Source organism: Actinoplanes sp. NPDC051851, assembly GCF_040681165.1.
Lineage (GTDB): Bacteria > Actinomycetota > Actinomycetes > Mycobacteriales > Micromonosporaceae > Actinoplanes.
Genome location: NZ_JBFAYF010000020.1, coordinates 48,023 through 63,988 on the forward strand (window position 1 = coordinate 48,023; position 15,966 = coordinate 63,988).

At 70.3% G+C, this 15,966-nt stretch carries 13 protein-coding genes; 12 read left to right on the forward strand and 1 reads right to left on the reverse strand.

The genetic code is table 11. From position 1 onward, the window contains the following. Positions 1-179 precede the first annotated feature (179 nt). The 7 genes from AB0M08_RS20485 to AB0M08_RS20515 all read left to right on the forward strand — a co-directional run bounded on the left by AB0M08_RS20485 (position 180) and on the right by AB0M08_RS20515 (position 8,148). Positions 180-1,271, forward strand: coding sequence for a BMP family ABC transporter substrate-binding protein (locus AB0M08_RS20485; RefSeq protein WP_364495305.1), 1,092 nt, complete (start codon positions 180-182; stop codon positions 1,269-1,271). 166 nt (positions 1,272-1,437) lie between these two features. Next, positions 1,438-2,919: an ABC transporter ATP-binding protein gene (locus AB0M08_RS20490; RefSeq protein WP_364495308.1), complete on the forward strand. Its 1,482-nt coding sequence runs from the start codon at positions 1,438-1,440 to the stop codon at positions 2,917-2,919. Continuing rightward, positions 2,916-4,178, forward strand: a complete 1,263-nt coding sequence (locus AB0M08_RS20495; RefSeq protein WP_364495311.1) for an ABC transporter permease — start codon at positions 2,916-2,918, stop codon at positions 4,176-4,178. Before AB0M08_RS20490 ends, AB0M08_RS20495 begins: the two co-directional genes overlap by 4 nt. Positions 4,179-4,182: 4 nt before the next feature. Beyond that, the gene (locus AB0M08_RS20500; protein WP_364495314.1) at positions 4,183-5,454 is read left to right on the forward strand and encodes an ABC transporter permease; all 1,272 of its coding nucleotides are present in this window, start codon (positions 4,183-4,185) and stop codon (positions 5,452-5,454) included. A gap of 19 nt (positions 5,455-5,473) precedes the next feature. After that, the gene (locus AB0M08_RS20505; RefSeq protein ID WP_364495317.1) at positions 5,474-6,187 is read left to right on the forward strand and encodes a cytidine deaminase; all 714 of its coding nucleotides are present in this window, start codon (positions 5,474-5,476) and stop codon (positions 6,185-6,187) included. Further along, complete coding sequence (locus AB0M08_RS20510) at positions 6,169-7,461, forward strand: thymidine phosphorylase (RefSeq protein WP_364495320.1); 1,293 nt, start codon at positions 6,169-6,171, stop codon at positions 7,459-7,461. Before AB0M08_RS20505 ends, AB0M08_RS20510 begins: the two co-directional genes overlap by 19 nt. Positions 7,462-7,467: 6 nt before the next feature. Continuing rightward, positions 7,468-8,148: a DUF4272 domain-containing protein gene (locus AB0M08_RS20515; protein ID WP_364495323.1), complete on the forward strand. Its 681-nt coding sequence runs from the start codon at positions 7,468-7,470 to the stop codon at positions 8,146-8,148. Positions 8,149-8,151: 3 nt separating this feature from the next. Here the strand turns inward: AB0M08_RS20515 and AB0M08_RS20520 are convergent, their stop codons facing one another. Further along, positions 8,152-8,958: a putative RNA methyltransferase gene (locus tag AB0M08_RS20520; protein WP_364495326.1), complete on the reverse strand. Its 807-nt coding sequence runs from the start codon at positions 8,956-8,958 to the stop codon at positions 8,152-8,154. A gap of 23 nt (positions 8,959-8,981) precedes the next feature. Between AB0M08_RS20520 and AB0M08_RS20525 the strand changes: the two genes are divergently transcribed. From AB0M08_RS20525 to AB0M08_RS20545, 5 genes are all read left to right on the forward strand, one after another. Further along, positions 8,982-10,106, forward strand: a complete 1,125-nt coding sequence (locus tag AB0M08_RS20525; protein ID WP_364495329.1) for an adenosine deaminase — start codon at positions 8,982-8,984, stop codon at positions 10,104-10,106. Positions 10,107-10,601: 495 nt separating this feature from the next. Continuing rightward, positions 10,602-14,177, forward strand: coding sequence for a nitrate- and nitrite sensing domain-containing protein (locus AB0M08_RS20530; RefSeq protein ID WP_364495332.1), 3,576 nt, complete (start codon positions 10,602-10,604; stop codon positions 14,175-14,177). Next, entirely contained in the window at positions 14,174-14,578 is a 405-nt protein-coding gene (locus tag AB0M08_RS20535; protein WP_067706828.1) for a roadblock/LC7 domain-containing protein, read from the forward strand. Before AB0M08_RS20530 ends, AB0M08_RS20535 begins: the two co-directional genes overlap by 4 nt. Positions 14,579-14,667: 89 nt before the next feature. Next, complete coding sequence (locus AB0M08_RS20540) at positions 14,668-15,045, forward strand: DUF742 domain-containing protein (protein WP_364495335.1); 378 nt, start codon at positions 14,668-14,670, stop codon at positions 15,043-15,045. Position 15,046: 1 nt separating this feature from the next. Beyond that, positions 15,047-15,634, forward strand: coding sequence for an ATP/GTP-binding protein (locus AB0M08_RS20545; RefSeq protein ID WP_133874399.1), 588 nt, complete (start codon positions 15,047-15,049; stop codon positions 15,632-15,634). Positions 15,635-15,966 lie beyond the last annotated feature (332 nt).

Here is a 15,966-nt window from a genome sequence, read left to right on the forward strand (position 1 = left end):
GTCAGCGGGCAATTCGCCCCGTTACCCACGAAAGCGGCAGGTCAAAAGCCTGGTGATTGCGGCGGGATAACGGTGCGCCAACAGTCCGTACCGATCACCTGACGCCATGATTGCTCGCGGCTACGCTCCCGACCTGAGACTCACCGAGCGGTGTCGGTGTGCAGTGGAAGGAGGGCGTCTTGCGCCCAGTACGTGGGAACCGGATCCTGGCTGTTCTCGCGGCGGGTGGGCTGACGCTCGCTGCCGCCGCCTGTGGTAGCGCCCCGGAGGAGAGCACCGGAAGCAGCAGCGCCAGCGCCGCCGCGGCCTACAAGGCCTGCATGGTGACCGACACCGGCGGCATCGACGACAAGTCCTTCAACGCGTCCGCCTGGGCCGGCATGCAGGCCGCCCAGTCCGCGGCCAGCAACGTGGACCCGAAGTACGTCGCCTCCACCTCCGAGGCCGACTACGAGCCCAACCTGCAGAGCTTCGTGACCCAGAAGTGCGACTTCATCCTCGCGGTCGGCGGCCTGATGTCCGACTCGACCAAGAAGATCGCCGCGGCGAGCACCACCTCGCAGTTCGGCATCGTGGACAGCGGCAGCACCGGTAGCAACGTCTACCCGATGCAGTTCGCCACCCAGCAGGCCGCGTTCCTCGCCGGCTACCTGGCCGCGGGCTACTCGAAGTCCGGTGTGGTCGGCACCTACGGCGGTCTGAAGATCGCCCCGGTGACCATCTTCATGGACGGCTTCGCCGACGGCGTGGCGTACTACAACGAGAAGAAGGGCAAGAGCGTCAAGGTCCTGGGCTGGGACAAGGCGAAGCAGAACGGCACCTTCGCCGAGAGCTTCACCGACCAGAACAAGGGCAAGACGATCACCCAGACCTTCGTCTCGCAGGGTGCCGACATCATCCTGCCGGTGGCCGGCGGCACCGGCCTGGGCACCGCCCAGGTCGCCAAGGACTCCTCCGGCAAGGTCTCGGTCATCTGGGTCGACTCGGACGGCTGCAAGAGCGCCTCGCAGTACTGCGACGTGTTCCTGAGCACGGTCGTCAAGAACGTCGAGGAGGCCGTCAAGGAGGCCGTCGTCGCCGGTGCCCAGGGCACCGCGCTCGCCCCGAGCCCGGGCTACATCGGCACGCTGGAGAACGACGGCGTCGGCCTGGCCGCCTACAACCAGTTCGACAGCAAGGTCGACGCGACCCTGAAGAGCGAGATCGAGCAGCTCAAGAAGGACATCATCGCCGGCACCGTGAAGGTCGAGTCGGCCAGCGCCCCGGCCTGACCGAACCGGTAGGTAACATTTCGGCCGCCGCCCGGCCGCGGGTCAGAAAGGCTCGCGGGCGAGCGGCGGCTCGCATTCCACCCCCGTCCACCAGGCTCAGTACCGACCTCGGGAGATTCCGCTGAAACTGGAACTGCGCGGCATCACCAAGCGCTTCGGCGACCTGGTGGCCAACGACCACATCGACATCACCGTCGAGCCCGGCGAGGTGCACGCCCTGCTGGGCGAGAACGGCGCGGGCAAGTCGACGCTGATGAACCAGCTCTACGGCCTCCTGCAGCCGGACGAGGGGCAGATCGTCGTCGACGACGAGCCCAAGGTCTTCCGGAGCCCGCGGGACGCCATCGCGGCCGGCATCGGCATGGTGCACCAGCACTTCATGCTCGTCCCGGTCTTCACCGTGGCGGAGAACATCGCGCTCGGCGCCGAGGAGGTGCGCGGCGGCCCGCTGGGCTGGCTGGACCGCCGCCGCGCGCGCCGGGACGTGCTGGAGACGTCGAAGAAGTTCGGCCTGCCGGTCGACCCGGACGCGCTGGTCGAGGACCTGCCGGTCGGCGCCCAGCAGCGGGTGGAGATCGTCAAGGCGCTGACCCGCGACGTCGACCTGCTGATCCTGGACGAGCCGACCGCCGTGCTCACCCCGCAGGAGACCGAGGAGTTGCTCGCGGTGATGCGCTCGCTCACCGAGATGGGCAAGTCGATCGTCTTCATCACGCACAAGCTCAAAGAGGTCAAGGCGATCGCCGACCGGATCACCGTGGTCCGCCGCGGCGCGATCGTCGGTACGGCCAGCCCGGACACCAGCGAGGAGGAGCTCGCCGCCCTGATGGTGGGCCGGGCGGTCAGCCTCGAGGTGGACAAGGCGCCGGCCGAGCCCGGCCGCGACGTCCTGAAGATCTCCGGCCTGGTCGCCGACGACGACCGGGGCGTCCGGGCCGTCGACGGCGTCGACCTGGTGGTCCGGGCCGGTGAGGTGCTCGGCATCGCGGGCGTCCAGGGCAACGGCCAGACCGAGCTGGTCGAGGCGGTGATGGGCCTGCGGGAGGTGCGCGCCGGCACGATCGAGCTGGACGGCGAGAGCCTCGGCGCGATGAACACCAAGCAGATCCTGCGCGCCGGCGTCGGCTACATCCCCGAGGACCGCAGCCACGACGGCGTGGTCAAGGAGTTCAGCGTCGCGGAGAACCTCGTGCTGGACATGTACGACCGGGAGCCGTTCGGCAACGCGTTCCGGCTGAACACCGCGAAGGTGGCGAGCTCCGCCAAGGAGCGGATCGCGCAGTTCGACATCCGCTGCCAGACCCCGGAGACCCCGGTCGGCACGCTCTCCGGCGGCAACCAGCAGAAGGTCGTGGTGGCCCGGGAGATGTCCCGCCCGCTGCGCCTCTTCATCGCCTCGCAGCCGACCCGCGGTGTGGACGTCGGCTCGATCGAGTTCATCCACGGCCAGATCATCCACGAGCGCGACCAGGGCACCGCGGTGCTGGTGGTCTCGAGCGAACTCGACGAGGTGGTCGGCCTGGCGGACCGGGTCGCGGTGATGTACCGCGGCCGGGTCCTGGCCATCGTCTCGCCGGACACCCCGCGCGAGGAGCTGGGCCTGCTGATGGCCGGCATCACCGGCGGCCGGAACGAGGAGAAGAAGTGACCGCGGCAGCGACCACCGAGAAGAAGCCGGACGAGCAGCCGGCCGACCGGGAGACGTTCTTCGGCGTCTTCCTCCGCAACCTCTGGTCGGCGAACAGCGTCACGGTCACCGCCCTGTCGATCGTCCTCGCGGTGATCATCGGCGGACTTCTGATCATCGTCTCCGACGCGGACGTGCTGGCGAAGTTCGCCTACTTCACCGCCCGCCCCAGCGACGCGCTCACCGCGAGCGGGGACCTGGTCGGCTCGGCCTACTCCGACCTGCTCAAGGGCGCGTTCGGTGACCCGGAGGCGTTCAGCGCCTGGTTCAATGGGACCGGCACCTGGCAGGAGGCGTTCGCGCCGATCTCCGAGACGCTCACCTACGCCGCGCCACTGGTCTTCACCGGCCTCTCGGTGGCGCTCGCCTTCCGCGGCGGCCTCTTCAACATCGGCGCGCAGGGCCAGGCGGTGATCGGCTGCATCACGGCCGGCGTGGCCGGCTTCGCGTTCGGCCTGCCGCCGGTGATCGCCCTGCTCGTCGCGCTGCTCTTCGGCGCGCTCGGCGGCGCGCTCTGGGGCTTCTTCCCCGGTTACCTCAAGGCCCGCACCGGTGCCCACGAGGTGATCACCACGATCATGCTGAACTACACCGCCACGCTGCTGCTCTCCTGGCTGGTGCTGCAGAGCGGCGTCCAGGACCCGAACCGGACCGACGCGATCAGCAAGACGGTCCACGAGGCCGCCAAGCTGCCCTCCTTCGGCGGTGTGCTCCGGGTGCACCTGGGCATCGTGTTCGCGGTGGCGGCCACGGCCGGGGTGGCCTGGCTGCTCAACCGCTCGGCGTTCGGCTTCGAGGTCCGCGCGGTCGGCGCCAACCCGCACGCCGCGAAGACCGCGGGCATCGGGGTCGCCAGGACGTACGCGATGCTGATGGCGGTCGCGGGCGCGCTGGCCGGCCTCGGCGGTGCCACCCAGGTGCTCGGTACGGCGTACGCGCTGACCCCCTCGGTGGCCGGCAACATCGGCTTCGACGGCCTGCTCGTCGCGCTGCTCGGCCGGAACAAGCCGTGGGGCACCCTCTTCGCCGCGCTGCTCTTCGGCGCGCTGCGGGCCGGCGGCAACCGGATGCAGTCGTACACCGGCATCTCGCTGGAACTGGTCACCGTGCTGCAGGCCCTGATCGTTATCTTCATCGCCGCACCCGCCCTGGTGAAGGCGATCTTCCGACTCCGTGCCGCCCGCGCCGCGGGGCTGAGCGTCACTCCGGCGAAGGGCTGAGGACATGTCGACCGCGACCGTGGAGGACCTCACCGAGGTCGTCGCGCCGGAGCCGTTCTGGACCCGGAACCGCCGCCTCGGGGTGGCCCTGATCCTGCTCGGCGTGATCGCCGCCGCCGTCTTCGGCTCGCTCGCGCCCGCCGAGACCGCCCGCTTCACCCTCAGCGAGGACGCGCAGGGCGCGGCCCTCTCCATCGACGGGCAGCTGGGCGCGATCCTCTTCGGCGTCCTGACCGTCGTCTTCGGCGGCGCGCTGGTCAGCGGCCTGACCGGCAAACGCTGGTCGAACGCCTCGCTGATCCTGGGCATCCTGACCTTCGTCGTCTCGTTCCTCTGCTGGCAGGTGGCGGGCAAGTTCCTGCCGCTGGTGGACACCACGAGCGGCACGCTGGAGCTGGCGCTCCCGCTGATCCTGGGCGCCCTCGCCGGCGTGCTCGGCGAGCGGTCCGGCGTGGTGAACGTGGCGATCGAGGGCCAGTTCCTGATGGGCGCGTTCGCCGGCGCCCTGGTCGGCACCATGGCCGGCAGCGTCTGGGCCGGCCTGATCAGCGCGGCGGTCGGCGGTGTGATCATCGCGGCGATCCTGGCGGTGCTCTCGATCCGCTACCTGGTCGACCAGACCGTGGTCGGCATGGTGCTGAACCTCTTCGCGCTCGGCATCACCGGCTTCCTCTACGAGCGGCTGATGCAGTCCGACGCGGAGGCGTACAACACCCCGCCGCAGATGCCCACCTGGCGGATCCCCGGCCTCGCCGACATCCCGGTGCTGGGCCCGGTGCTCTTCGACGCGAACCTGCTCCTCTGGCTCGCCCTGGCGCTGGTCGTGGTGATCCATTTCGGTCTCAACCGGACCCGCTGGGGCCTGCGGACCCGGGCCGTCGGCGAGCACCCCACCGCGGCCGACACGGTCGGCATCCGGGTGCGTGGCCTGCGCTACCTGAACGTGCTGCTCGGCGGCGTGGTGGCCGGCCTCGGCGGTGCGTACTTCACGCTGGTGGCGACCGGCAGCTTCACCAAGAACATGACCTCCGGTGCCGGCTTCATCGCGCTCGCCGCGCTGATCTTCGGCCGGTTCACCCCGTTCGGGGCGTTCGCCGCGGCGTGCTTCTTCGGCTTCGCGCAGAAGCTGGCGACGTACCTGAGCGCGGTCGGCAGCCCGGTGCCGAGCCAGTTCCTGAACATGCTGCCCTACCTCGCCACCATCGTGGCGGTCGCCGGACTGGTCGGCCGGGTACGCGCTCCCGCGGCGGACGGCCAGCCGTACGTGAAGAGCTGAGAAGGGCACAATCGAGGGCATGGAGATCGACTGGGCGGCGCTGCGATCGGCCGCCATCGAGGTGATGCGCCGTGCCTACGTACCGGCCTCGGACTTCCCGGTCGGGGTGGCCGGGCTGGTCGACGACGGCCGGGTCGTGGTGGGCTGCAACGTGGAGAACGCGTCCCTCGGCATGACCCTCTGCGCGGAGTGCGGCATGGTCGGCTCGCTGCACGCGACCGGCGGCGGCCGGCTGGTGGCGATGTCCTGCGTCGACGCCACCGGCGCCCCGCTGATGCCGTGCGGGCGCTGCCGGCAGCTGCTCTGGGAGCACGGCGGGCCGGAGATGCTGGTCGAGGCGCTGCCCCGGCCGCTGCGGATGGACGAGTTGTTGCCGCACGCGTTCGGCTGGACGGACATGGAGAAGGTCACCGGCCCGGCCGGTGGCCCCGAGGTCCCCGCCGAGCTGGCCAAGTGGCGTGGCCGGGGCACGGTCTTCGTGCACCCGGACATCGCCGGCGGTGCGACGATCTGGACGGGGTACTGGGAACGTTCCTCGGGCGCCCCGGACGCGCGGGAGGAGAAGGGCATCCTGGAGGAGGCGCCGAACTTCCCGACCGCCTCCGCCGCGGTCGCCTGGGGCCTCGCCCGCAGCCCGCGGATCGTGGTGGTGGACGCCGAGGGGGGTCTCTCCTGGGCTGGTGAGGGTGAGCTGCCGGAGGGTATTCCGCAGCGATGGGAGGAGCAGTCGTGAGCGGGTTCGCCGCAGTGGACGTCATTCGTGCCAAGCGGGACGGGCACGTCCTGTCCGACGCCCAGATCGACTGGGTGGTCGACGCGTACACGAAGGGCGTGGTCGCCGACGAGCAGATGTCGGCGCTGGCCATGGCGATCCTGCTGCGGGGCATGACGCCCGCCGAGATCGCCCGCTGGACCGCCGCGATGATCGCCAGCGGGGAGCGCCTGGACCTCTCCGCGGTCTCCCGGCCGACCGCCGACAAGCACTCCACCGGCGGCGTGGGTGACAAGATCACGCTGCCGCTCACCCCGCTGGTCGCGGCGTGCGGGGTGGCCGTGCCGCAGCTCTCCGGCCGCGGGCTGGGCCACACCGGCGGCACCCTGGACAAGCTGGAGTCGATCGCCGGCTGGCAGGCCCGGATCTCCAACGAGCAGTTCAAGCGCCAGCTCGACGAGATCGGCGCGGTCATCTGCGCGGCCGGCGAGGGGCTGGCCCCGGCGGACCGCAAGCTCTACGCGCTGCGCGACGTCACCGGCACGGTCGAGGCGATCCCGCTGATCGCCAGCTCGATCATGAGCAAGAAGATCGCCGAGGGCACCGGCGCGCTCGTCCTGGACGTCAAGGTCGGCTCCGGCGCGTTCATGAAGGACCTGGAGACCGCCCGGGAACTGGCCCGCACCATGGTCCGGCTCGGCAGGGACAGCGGGGTCACCACGGTCGCGCTGCTCACCGACATGAGCACCCCGCTCGGCCTGGCCGTCGGCAACGCCAACGAGGTCGCCGAGTCGGTCGAGGTGCTGGCCGGCGGGGGCCCGGCCGACGTGGTCGAGCTGACCCTGGCCCTGGCCCGGGAGATGCTGGCCGCCGCCGGGGTGGACGCGGACCCGGAGAAGGTGCTCGCCTCGGGGGCGGCGATGGACACCTGGCGGGCGATGATCCGGGCACAGGGCGGCGACCCGGAGGCCCCGCTGCCCACCCCGAAACACACCGAGGTGCTGCGGGCCGAGTCCGACGGGGTGGTCACCGTGGTGGACGCGTACGGGATCGGTGTCGCGGCCTGGCGCCTCGGCGCCGGGCGGGCCCGCAAGGAGGACCCGGTCAGCTTCGGCGCCGGCATCCAGCTGAAGGTGAAGCCGGGCGACCGGGTCAGGGCCGGTGACGTGCTGCTCGAGCTGCGTGCCGACGATCCGGCGCGGATTCCGGTCGCCACCGCCGACGCGGTCGCGGCGATCTCCGTCGGAACCGAGGAGCCCTCCTCTGTCGAGCTTCTGCTCGACCGCATAGCCTGACGCACCATGACGAAGGCCGCACCCGATCCCCGCGCGGTCCGCGAGGCGAGCCTCGACGAGCTCGCGCGGCTCGGCCTGCCGCTCCCACCGCTCTCCTTCCCGCTGGTCTGGGAGCCGGGGGACACGGTCGAGCTGCGCCCGGTCGCCGAGCTGGAGGCGCGTGCCGCGGTGCTGCACGTGGTGGTCGCCCGCTGTTTCGGGATGCCCACCGAGGCGGCGATGAGCTGGCTGCTCGGCTCGCACCTGGTCGAGCTGGTCACCCCGCCGGAGTGGCAGTTCGTGATCGGTGCCAAGGGCGACCACCGCTCGTTCGTGCTGCACCACGACGCGGTCTTCGCGCTGGCCTGGCTGCTCGGCCTGGGGCGGCACCTGGACCCGACGGTGCCGCCGGACGACCACATGATGGCCCAGATGCCGGATCTGCCCCAGGGTGAGTCCTTCACCAGCTGGCGGTCCCGGTCGCTGGTCGCGGTCCGGGACGCCGTCGAGGCCGCGGTGCTGCTCGATCTCTACTACTGCCTGGACTGGGCGTACCAGGAGGCGGAGCAGAGCGGCCGTCCGCTGCCCGGCGAGATGGACAGCAACGCCATCGGCCAGCGCCGGTGGGCGCTGGAGTGGGCGGTCGTCTTCCACGGGCCGTACCACGACAAGCCCCCGGGGTGGGAAGAAGTCGATCTCTCCGTCTGAGGTCTATCGAGGGCGGTAGACCGCGACGTCGACCGCGGCGGTGACGGTCAGGTCGTGCGCGGGCAGGTCCGCCACCGGCACGTGGCGGGCGCTCGGGGTCATCCCGGCCAGCGTGCGCGCCTCCGCGGCGGTCAGCGTCATCGCGCGCCGGTGGGTCGCGCTCCCGTCGAGCGTGAAGAACCCGTCGAGGGCCCCGCTGACCCGGGCCGCCTTCTCCGGATCGACCTGGATCAGGCCGTACGCGTCGATCAGCTCGCCGAGGTGGTCGGCGGCCGGGGTGACCACCAGGAGCAGACCGTCCGGTCGCAGCACGCGACGGAACTCGGGTCCGTTGCGCGGTGCGAAGACATCCATGATCACAGTCGTGCATCGATCCGCGAGCGGCAGCGGGCGCCACAGGTCGGCCAGCGCGGCCCCGGCGCGGGGGTGCGCCCGGGCGGCCCGGCGCAGCGCCGGCTTGGAGACGTCCAGGCCGAGCCCGGCCGCGTCCGGGGCGGCCTCCAGCACCCGGGCCAGGTAGTCGCCGGTCCCGGTGCCCGCGTCGAGGACCAGCCCGTCGAGGCCGGCGGCCTGCTCGGCGAGCGCCGCCGCGATGAAGTCGTAGTGACCGGCGGCCAGGAAATCGGCGCGATCGGCGATCATCTCGGCGCTGTCCCCGGTGTGCGGCAGCCGTCCGCCGCTCAGGTCCGCGTACCCCTGCTTCGCCATGTCGAAGTTGTGCCCGTTCGAGCATCGCAGCGCCCGGTCGCGCCGTTCGAGTGGTCCTGCGCACACCGGGCAGACCAGGTACGGCAATGCACCATCGATCATTCGGTCTTTCCCTCTACGCTTCTTTGATGGCTCGCATCGCGTACTCGGACATCGTCAAAGCTCCCAAGGTCCTGCTGCACGACCACCTGGACGGTGGGCTGCGGCCGGCCACGATCCTGGAGCTGGCCGCCGGGGTCGGGCATCAGCTGCCGGCGGGCGACCCGGAGGCACTGGGCCGGTGGTTCGCCGAGGCGGCCGACTCCGGCTCGCTGGAACGTTACCTGGAGACCTTCGCGCACACCGTCGCGGTGATGCAGACCGTGGAGGGCCTGCACCGGGTCGCCAAGGAGTGCGCGCTCGACCTGGCCGCCGACGGCGTGGTCTACGCCGAGATCCGGTACGCGCCCGAGCAGCACCTGGAGCGTGGCCTTACCCTCGACCAGGTGGTCGAGGCGGTGCACGCCGGCTTCCGGGACGGCTGTGCCGAGGCGGCGGCCCAGGGCACCCCGATCCGGGTCGGCACCCTGATGACCGCGATGCGGCACGCCGCCCGGTCGCAGGAGATCGCCGAGCTCGCGGTCCGGTTCCGGGATGAGGGCGTGGTCGGCTTCGACATCGCGGGCGCCGAGGCCGGGTTCCCTCCCACCCGGCACCTGGACGCGTTCGAGTACCTGCAGCGGGAGAACTTCCACTTCACCATCCACGCCGGCGAGGCCTTCGGCCTGCCGTCGATCTGGGAGGCCATCCAGTGGTGCGGCGCCGACCGGCTGGGTCACGGCGTACGCCTGATCGACGACGTGACGGTCGCGTCCACCGGGCCGAGCGAGGTCACCCCGACCGGCGGTACGCAGGCCGCGCCGCCGGTCCTGGGCCGCCTCGCCGCGTACGTGCGGGACAAGCGGATCCCGCTGGAGATGTGCCCGTCCTCGAACGTGCAGACCGGCGCGGCCGCCTCGATCGCCGAGCACCCGATCAAGCTGCTGCACGACCTCCGTTTCCGGGTCACCGTCAACACCGACAACCGGCTGATGAGCGGCACCAGCATGTCGAAGGAGATGTCGCTGCTGGTGGAGGCGTTCGGATGGGGCTGGGCGGAGTTGCAGTGGCTCACCATCAACGCGATGAAATCCGCTTTCATCCCGTACGACGAGCGCCTGGTCCTGATCAATGAGGTGATCAAGCCGGCGTATGCCAAGTTGCTCGGATGAGCATGCCGACTTCGTCGCGCTGACTTCACGCTGCGTTGCTCCGGGAAATTCCGGCTTTTCGTCCTTTTCCCGGATAGGAACGAACGTACGTCAGGTGAAATCACCTGAGTGGATATGGCCCTCCGCCGTTCGGCTACACTGCCGCCTGCAAACTTGGCATAATCCGGCATCTCGCCTTGCCGATCGCGCGGAACCGAGCCATCGTCACTCCTGTCGCGATCGACTACGATCTGACCGGTCAGCCTGCGCCCCACCCCCCAACGCGCGCTGGCCGTTTGAGTGACCTTGAGAGACGTGCAGCTTTACAGGTAGTGATAACAGACCGGCGATGTCCAACTACGACGTTGCAACATCGCGTCACACAACCGGTCCGTGTCCGCCTGGTCTTTCTCTTTGACACTCGTCGTGATGGAATCTCGGGGGCCCGACCCGGCAGTCGGCCGTGCGCGGTGCCCGGCGAGCCGAATGCCGGGCCCGAATCAGGAGGACGGTGACGTGAGCAAGCGCCCCAGCGAGGCGGACGGCGCCATGTCGCGTCTGCGGCGGCCTACGAGCCGACTGCGGGATCTACCGATCTGGTCGAAGCTTGGTCTCATCATGCTGGTGCCGACTGTCGCGACGATCATCGTCGGCGTCAACGGCCTGGTGGACCACATCGACGAGGCCGACAACGCGGAGCGCGCCCGCACCCTCTCGGCACTCTCCGAGGCCTCCGGTGGTCTGGTCGACCACCTGCAGGCCGAACGGGCGTACGGGATGATGGTCGCGCTCGCCAAGGACAACAACGAGGGTGCGGCCGCGGTCAAGAAGGCGACCGCGCTGTACACCGCGGAGCACACCGAGGTCGACGCCGCCAACCAGCCGTACGCTCAGCAGCGTGCCGCCCTGGAGGACGTCCCCGACAAGGTGAGCCAGTCGCTCTCGCGCCTGGACAACAACCTCGCGGACCTCGCGGCGTACCGCAGCCAGGTCGCCAACGGCGACCAGAGCGCGGACAGCGTGCAGAAGACCTACGGTCAGCTCATCGACGACCTCCTCGACGTCCGGGACGCGGCGGCACAGCTCGCCAGCGACTCGACGCTCAGCGACAACCTGCGCACCGTGGCGGCGGTGGCCCAGGCCAAGGAGTACGTCTCCGAGCAGCGCTACATCGGTCACCAGGTGCTCGCGGCGAAGGACTTCAACAACAGCCTTCGCCAGGACTTCCTGGAGACGCAGACCGGCCAGGCTCTGGCCGAGGCGACGCTGAACCAGGTGGGCACGCAGGCCGACATCGACCTCTACAACGACACGGTCTCCGGCCGTGCCGAGGAGGCCGCGACCAACCTGACCACCCCGCTCGCCGCCCTGCAGGGCGCGAACACCACCAACATCCCGTTCACCACGGACTCCTGGGAGTCCGCGATGAGCGGTTACAACGACCTGTTCCGTCAGGTCGAGGAGAAGCTCGACGCGCAGATCCTGACCGAGGCCACCGACCTGCGGAACGAGACGAACCGCCGGGTCTTCCTCGAGACCAGCCTGCTGCTCGGCATGCTCCTGCTGGCCATCCTGTTCGCGTGGTTGGTCGCGCGGTCGATGGCCCGCTCGCTGCGCGAGCTGCGCCAGGGTGCCCTCGCGGTCGCCCAGTTCGGTCTGCCGCACGCGGTGTCCCGGCTGCGTGACCCGTCGCTCTCCGCGTCGCTCACCCCGGCCCAGGTCGCCGACCAGATCGCCGAGCCACTCCCGGTCCGGAGCCGGGACGAGTTCGGGCAGGTGACCGAGGCGTTCAACGCGGTTCACCTGGAGGCGGTCCGTACCGCGGCCGAGCAGGCCGCGCTCCGTGCCTCCGTCGCGACGATGTTCGTCAACCTCGCCCGCCGTTCGCAGATCCTGGTCGACCGGCTCATCGGTCACCTGGACCGCCTGGAGCGCGGCGAGGAGGACCCGGACCGGCTGGCCGAGCTCTTCCAGCTCGACCACCTGGCCACCCGAATGCGGCGTAACGACGAGAACCTCCTGGTCCTCGCCGGCGCCGACTCGACCCGTGTGCAGCGGGAGCCGGCCGCCCTGATCGACGTGCTGCGCGCCGCCCAGTCCGAGGTCGAGCACTACACCCGGATCGAGTTCGGCGTCATCGACCGCGAGATCGAGGTCGCGGCGCACGCCGTCAACGACATGGTCCACCTGGTCGCCGAGCTCTTCGACAACGCGACCGCCTTCTCCCCGCCGAACTCCAACGTTCTGGTGGAGGCCCGCCGGGTCGGCGAGAACGCGCTGCTCACCGTGGAGGACCACGGCATCGGCATCAGCCGTGAGCAGCTGCGCGACCTCAACGAGCGGCTGGCCAACCCGCCGACGGTGGACGTCGCGGTCTCCCGGATGATGGGCCTCGTCGTGGTCGCCCGGCTGGCGAACCGGCACAGTGTCCGGGTCGAGCTCCGTCCGGCCGACCGTGAGCGGGGTACTGTGGCCGAGGTGGGCCTCCCCGTCTCCGTCCTCGCCGGTGGTACCGCCGCCCGCGTGCCGTCGACCACCGGTGGTGGATACGACGCGCCGCCGGCCGCGATGCCGTCCTTCGGCGAGCCCCTCGCCCTGGAGAGCGGCCGTGGTGGTTACCCGGGCAACAACCGGGGCTTCGACGGCGGTGCGAACGGCACCAACGGCTCGGCCCCGGCCTGGTCCGACCTCACCGGTGCCGGTTCCAACGGATTCAACGGCCCGTCCGGCGGCTTCGGCGCCCAGGCGAACGGCTTCGGTGGCCAGCAGAACGGCTTCGGCGCCCAGTCCAACGGTTTCGGTGGGCAGTCCAACGGTTTCGGCGGTGGCCTGAACGGCTCCGCCAACGGCGCGGCGAACGGTTTCGCCAACGGCTTCCACGGCCCGCGGAGCAACGAGCCGCTGCCCCCGCTGCCGTCCGGTCCGATGGGCTCCCCGAGCCCGCAGGGCTTCACCGGTCTCGACGAGTTCCAGCAGCGTCGTGGCGGTGACCTCCAGGACTTCCAGCGGCCCCAGGACAACGACCCGAACGCCTTCGGTACGACGATCCCGCGCCAGCTGCCGTCCAACCCGGACAACGGCCGGAGCTCGTTCATGCCGCCGGTCTCGGCCCCGCCGGTTCCCCCGGTGGCGTCCGCGCCGCCGGTGACCTCGGCGCCGCCGGTCCCGTCCGCTCCGCCGTATTCGGCCGCTCCGGTCTCGGCCGGCCCGGTCGACCAGACGCCGTTCTCGTCGGCTCCGCCGGCGTGGCCGCCGGTCGCCGCGGACCGTGAGTCCACCGCGACGCCGCACGTCCCGGAGAGTCTGGCCGCCGCGCTCGACATGACCGCCGAGATCCCGCGGTACCGGCCGGAGAACGCCGATCTGAGCCACGAGGTGGCTCCGCCGGTCAACCCGCAGACCCTGCCCGCCTCCGCGCCTCCGGCATACAACTCGCCGGTGAGCGGTGCGCCGAACGCTCAGGCGGCCGCGGCGGCGCAGATCGCGGCGGCACAGGCTCGGGAGGGCGCGGTTCCGTTCGCGGACGAGACGATGGAGCTGCCGATCTTCCGGGAGCTCGAGTCGGCCTGGTTCACCACGGCGCCGAGTCAGCCCGGCACCAAGACCATCACCACCACTACGACGAGCAGTGTCGGCGACGAGCCGGTGCTCTCGCAGCGGATCCCGACCGGCGAGCCGACCCGCAACGTTCCTCAGCAGGCGGCCCCTCCGGAAGCCCGCGAGTTCGACCCGACCCCGGTCGGGGCGGCAGTCACGTCCGGTGCGGGTTCCTATGCCGCCGCACCGTCCAATCCCTGGCAGACCGCGGCCGACGAGGGCTGGCAAGCAGCTCTCGCGGCGTCCGAGGTCGCCGTCGACACGACCACCACGGCGGGCCTGCCGAAGCGCACGCCGATGGCGCAACTCGTCCCCGGCGGTGTTGACCGGGGCGGTAACTCCGTCCAGCGCCGTACGCCCGAGGGAGTCCGCGGTCTGCTGTCCGCGTACCACCGGGGTGTTCAGCGCGGTCGCACCAAGGAACAATCGACCAACCTGGAGGAGACTCCGGGAGGGCAGCAGCCCTCGCAGGCTGGCAAGGAGCATGAGGCATGACATCTACGCAGGATCTCGGTTGGCTTCTGGCCAACTTCGCCGACCGCGTTCCCGGGGTCGCGCACGCGATCGCGGTCTCCGCCGATGGCCTTCTCCTGGCGTCCTCGCGGGACCTTCCTCGCGACCGGGCTGACCAGCTGGCGGCCATCGCCTCCGGTCTGGTGAGCCTGACCCAGGGTGCCGCCCGCTGCTTTGAGGGTGGCGCCGTTCTGCAGACTGTCGTCGAGATGGACAATGGGTTCCTGTTCCTGATGTCCATCTCCGATGGCTCCTCGTTCGCGGTGCTCGCAGCTCGTAGCTGCGACGTTGGCCAGGTGGGCTATGAAATGGCCCTTCTGGTCGACCGTGTCGGCGAGGCGCTGACCCCGGCGCCGCGTTCGGCTGCCGGGGTGCTGGGCTGAGACGGCGGTGCGCCGGCCTAACCGGCTACTGTCCAAATCTTTGATAACCAATACACTTCGAGGGGCCGAGGGAGGGGTTAACGGTGACAATGCCTGAACGCGATGAGCCGACCGGCGCGCTGGTCAGGCCATACGCCGTGACCCGCGGTCGGACCCGTCCGAAGCTTGAGATAGCGCTGGAAGCGCTGGTCGAGACAACCGTGCGCGGCCGATCGGGAATCCGCGGCGGGCAGGGTGGAAGCGAGCATCAGTACATCGCGGCGATGTGCGACAACGGACGGGTTCAGTCCCTTGCCGAGATCGCCGCACGCATGCAACTGCCGCTCGGTGTGGCTCGTGTGATCGTTGCGGACATGGCCACCGACGGCCTGGTCGCAGTGTATGAGCCCACCTCGCTGGAAGACGAGACCGACGCGGTAGGCACGGAACTGCTGGAAAGGGTGCTGAGTGGACTTCGCAGGCTCTGACATGTCGCACCGTCCCGCTGCGGGGCGCGTGACATCGGCGAAGATTGTCATCGCCGGTGGGTTCGGCGTCGGTAAGACGACGCTGGTCGGTTCGGTCTCGGAGATCACCCCACTGACCACTGAGGCCATCATGACCTCGGCTGGTGTGGGTGTCGACGACAACCGTCAGGTGCCGGGGAAGATGACGACCACCGTCGCCATGGACTTCGGCAGGATCAGCATCGACCGCGACCTGATCCTCTATCTGTTCGGAACACCGGGCCAGACGCGTTTCTGGTTCATGTGGGACGAGCTGGTGCGAGGGGCGATCGGGGCCGTGGTCATGGTGGATACGCGTCGGCTCGCCGACTGCTTCGCCGCCATCGACTTCTTCGAGCATCGGCGATTGCCGTACCTCGTGGCCATAAACTGCTTCGACGGGATGCAGTACCACAACGCGCAGGACGTGCGGGACGCGCTGGCGATCTCGAGCGACGTGCCCGTCGTGAGCTGTGACGCGCGCAACCGCGAGTCGACGAAGAACGTCCTCATCTCGCTGGTCGAGTATGTGCTGACGATGCGTCGTACGCGTGCGGTAGCGCCCGCCTGACGAACTGTAGAAGCCCCGTTCCGCGAGCCGGAGCGGGGCTTCTGCGCGCCCAGGGTCCAGTGCTCCACGAAACCGATCAACAACCTTAAGTGATAAATGACGGTACGTGTTCACCATAGTGCACACTGTCCCGTCCGTGCTGCCCCCGCCACGCCCGCTCCCGTCCGCTGAGAAACCCGCCTGCCCGGCGCCCGCCGCGCCTGCCTGCCGCGCCTGCCGTGCTGTGCCCGCCGCGCCCGCCGTGCTGTGCCCGCTGCGCCTGCCTGCCGCGCCCGCCGTGCTGTGCCCGCCCGCCGCGCCCGACCACCGGGCTGTCCGTGGCAGCGTCGACG

Bases quoted from the DNA above. Each gene is read 5' to 3' on its own strand.
- AB0M08_RS20500 (WP_364495314.1), top strand. From the start codon at position 4,183: ATGTCGACCGCGACCGTGGAGGACCTCACCGAGGTCGTCGCGCCGGAG.
- AB0M08_RS20505 (WP_364495317.1), top strand. From the start codon at position 5,474: ATGGAGATCGACTGGGCGGCGCTGCGATCGGCCGCCATCGAGGTGATG.
- AB0M08_RS20510 (WP_364495320.1), top strand. From the start codon at position 6,169: ATGGGAGGAGCAGTCGTGAGCGGGTTCGCCGCAGTGGACGTCATTCGT.
- AB0M08_RS20515 (WP_364495323.1), top strand. From the start codon at position 7,468: ATGACGAAGGCCGCACCCGATCCCCGCGCGGTCCGCGAGGCGAGCCTC.
- AB0M08_RS20520 (WP_364495326.1), bottom strand. From the start codon at position 8,958: ATGATCGATGGTGCATTGCCGTACCTGGTCTGCCCGGTGTGCGCAGGA.
- AB0M08_RS20535 (WP_067706828.1), top strand. From the start codon at position 14,174: ATGACATCTACGCAGGATCTCGGTTGGCTTCTGGCCAACTTCGCCGAC.
- AB0M08_RS20540 (WP_364495335.1), top strand. From the start codon at position 14,668: ATGCCTGAACGCGATGAGCCGACCGGCGCGCTGGTCAGGCCATACGCC.
- AB0M08_RS20545 (WP_133874399.1), top strand. From the start codon at position 15,047: ATGTCGCACCGTCCCGCTGCGGGGCGCGTGACATCGGCGAAGATTGTC.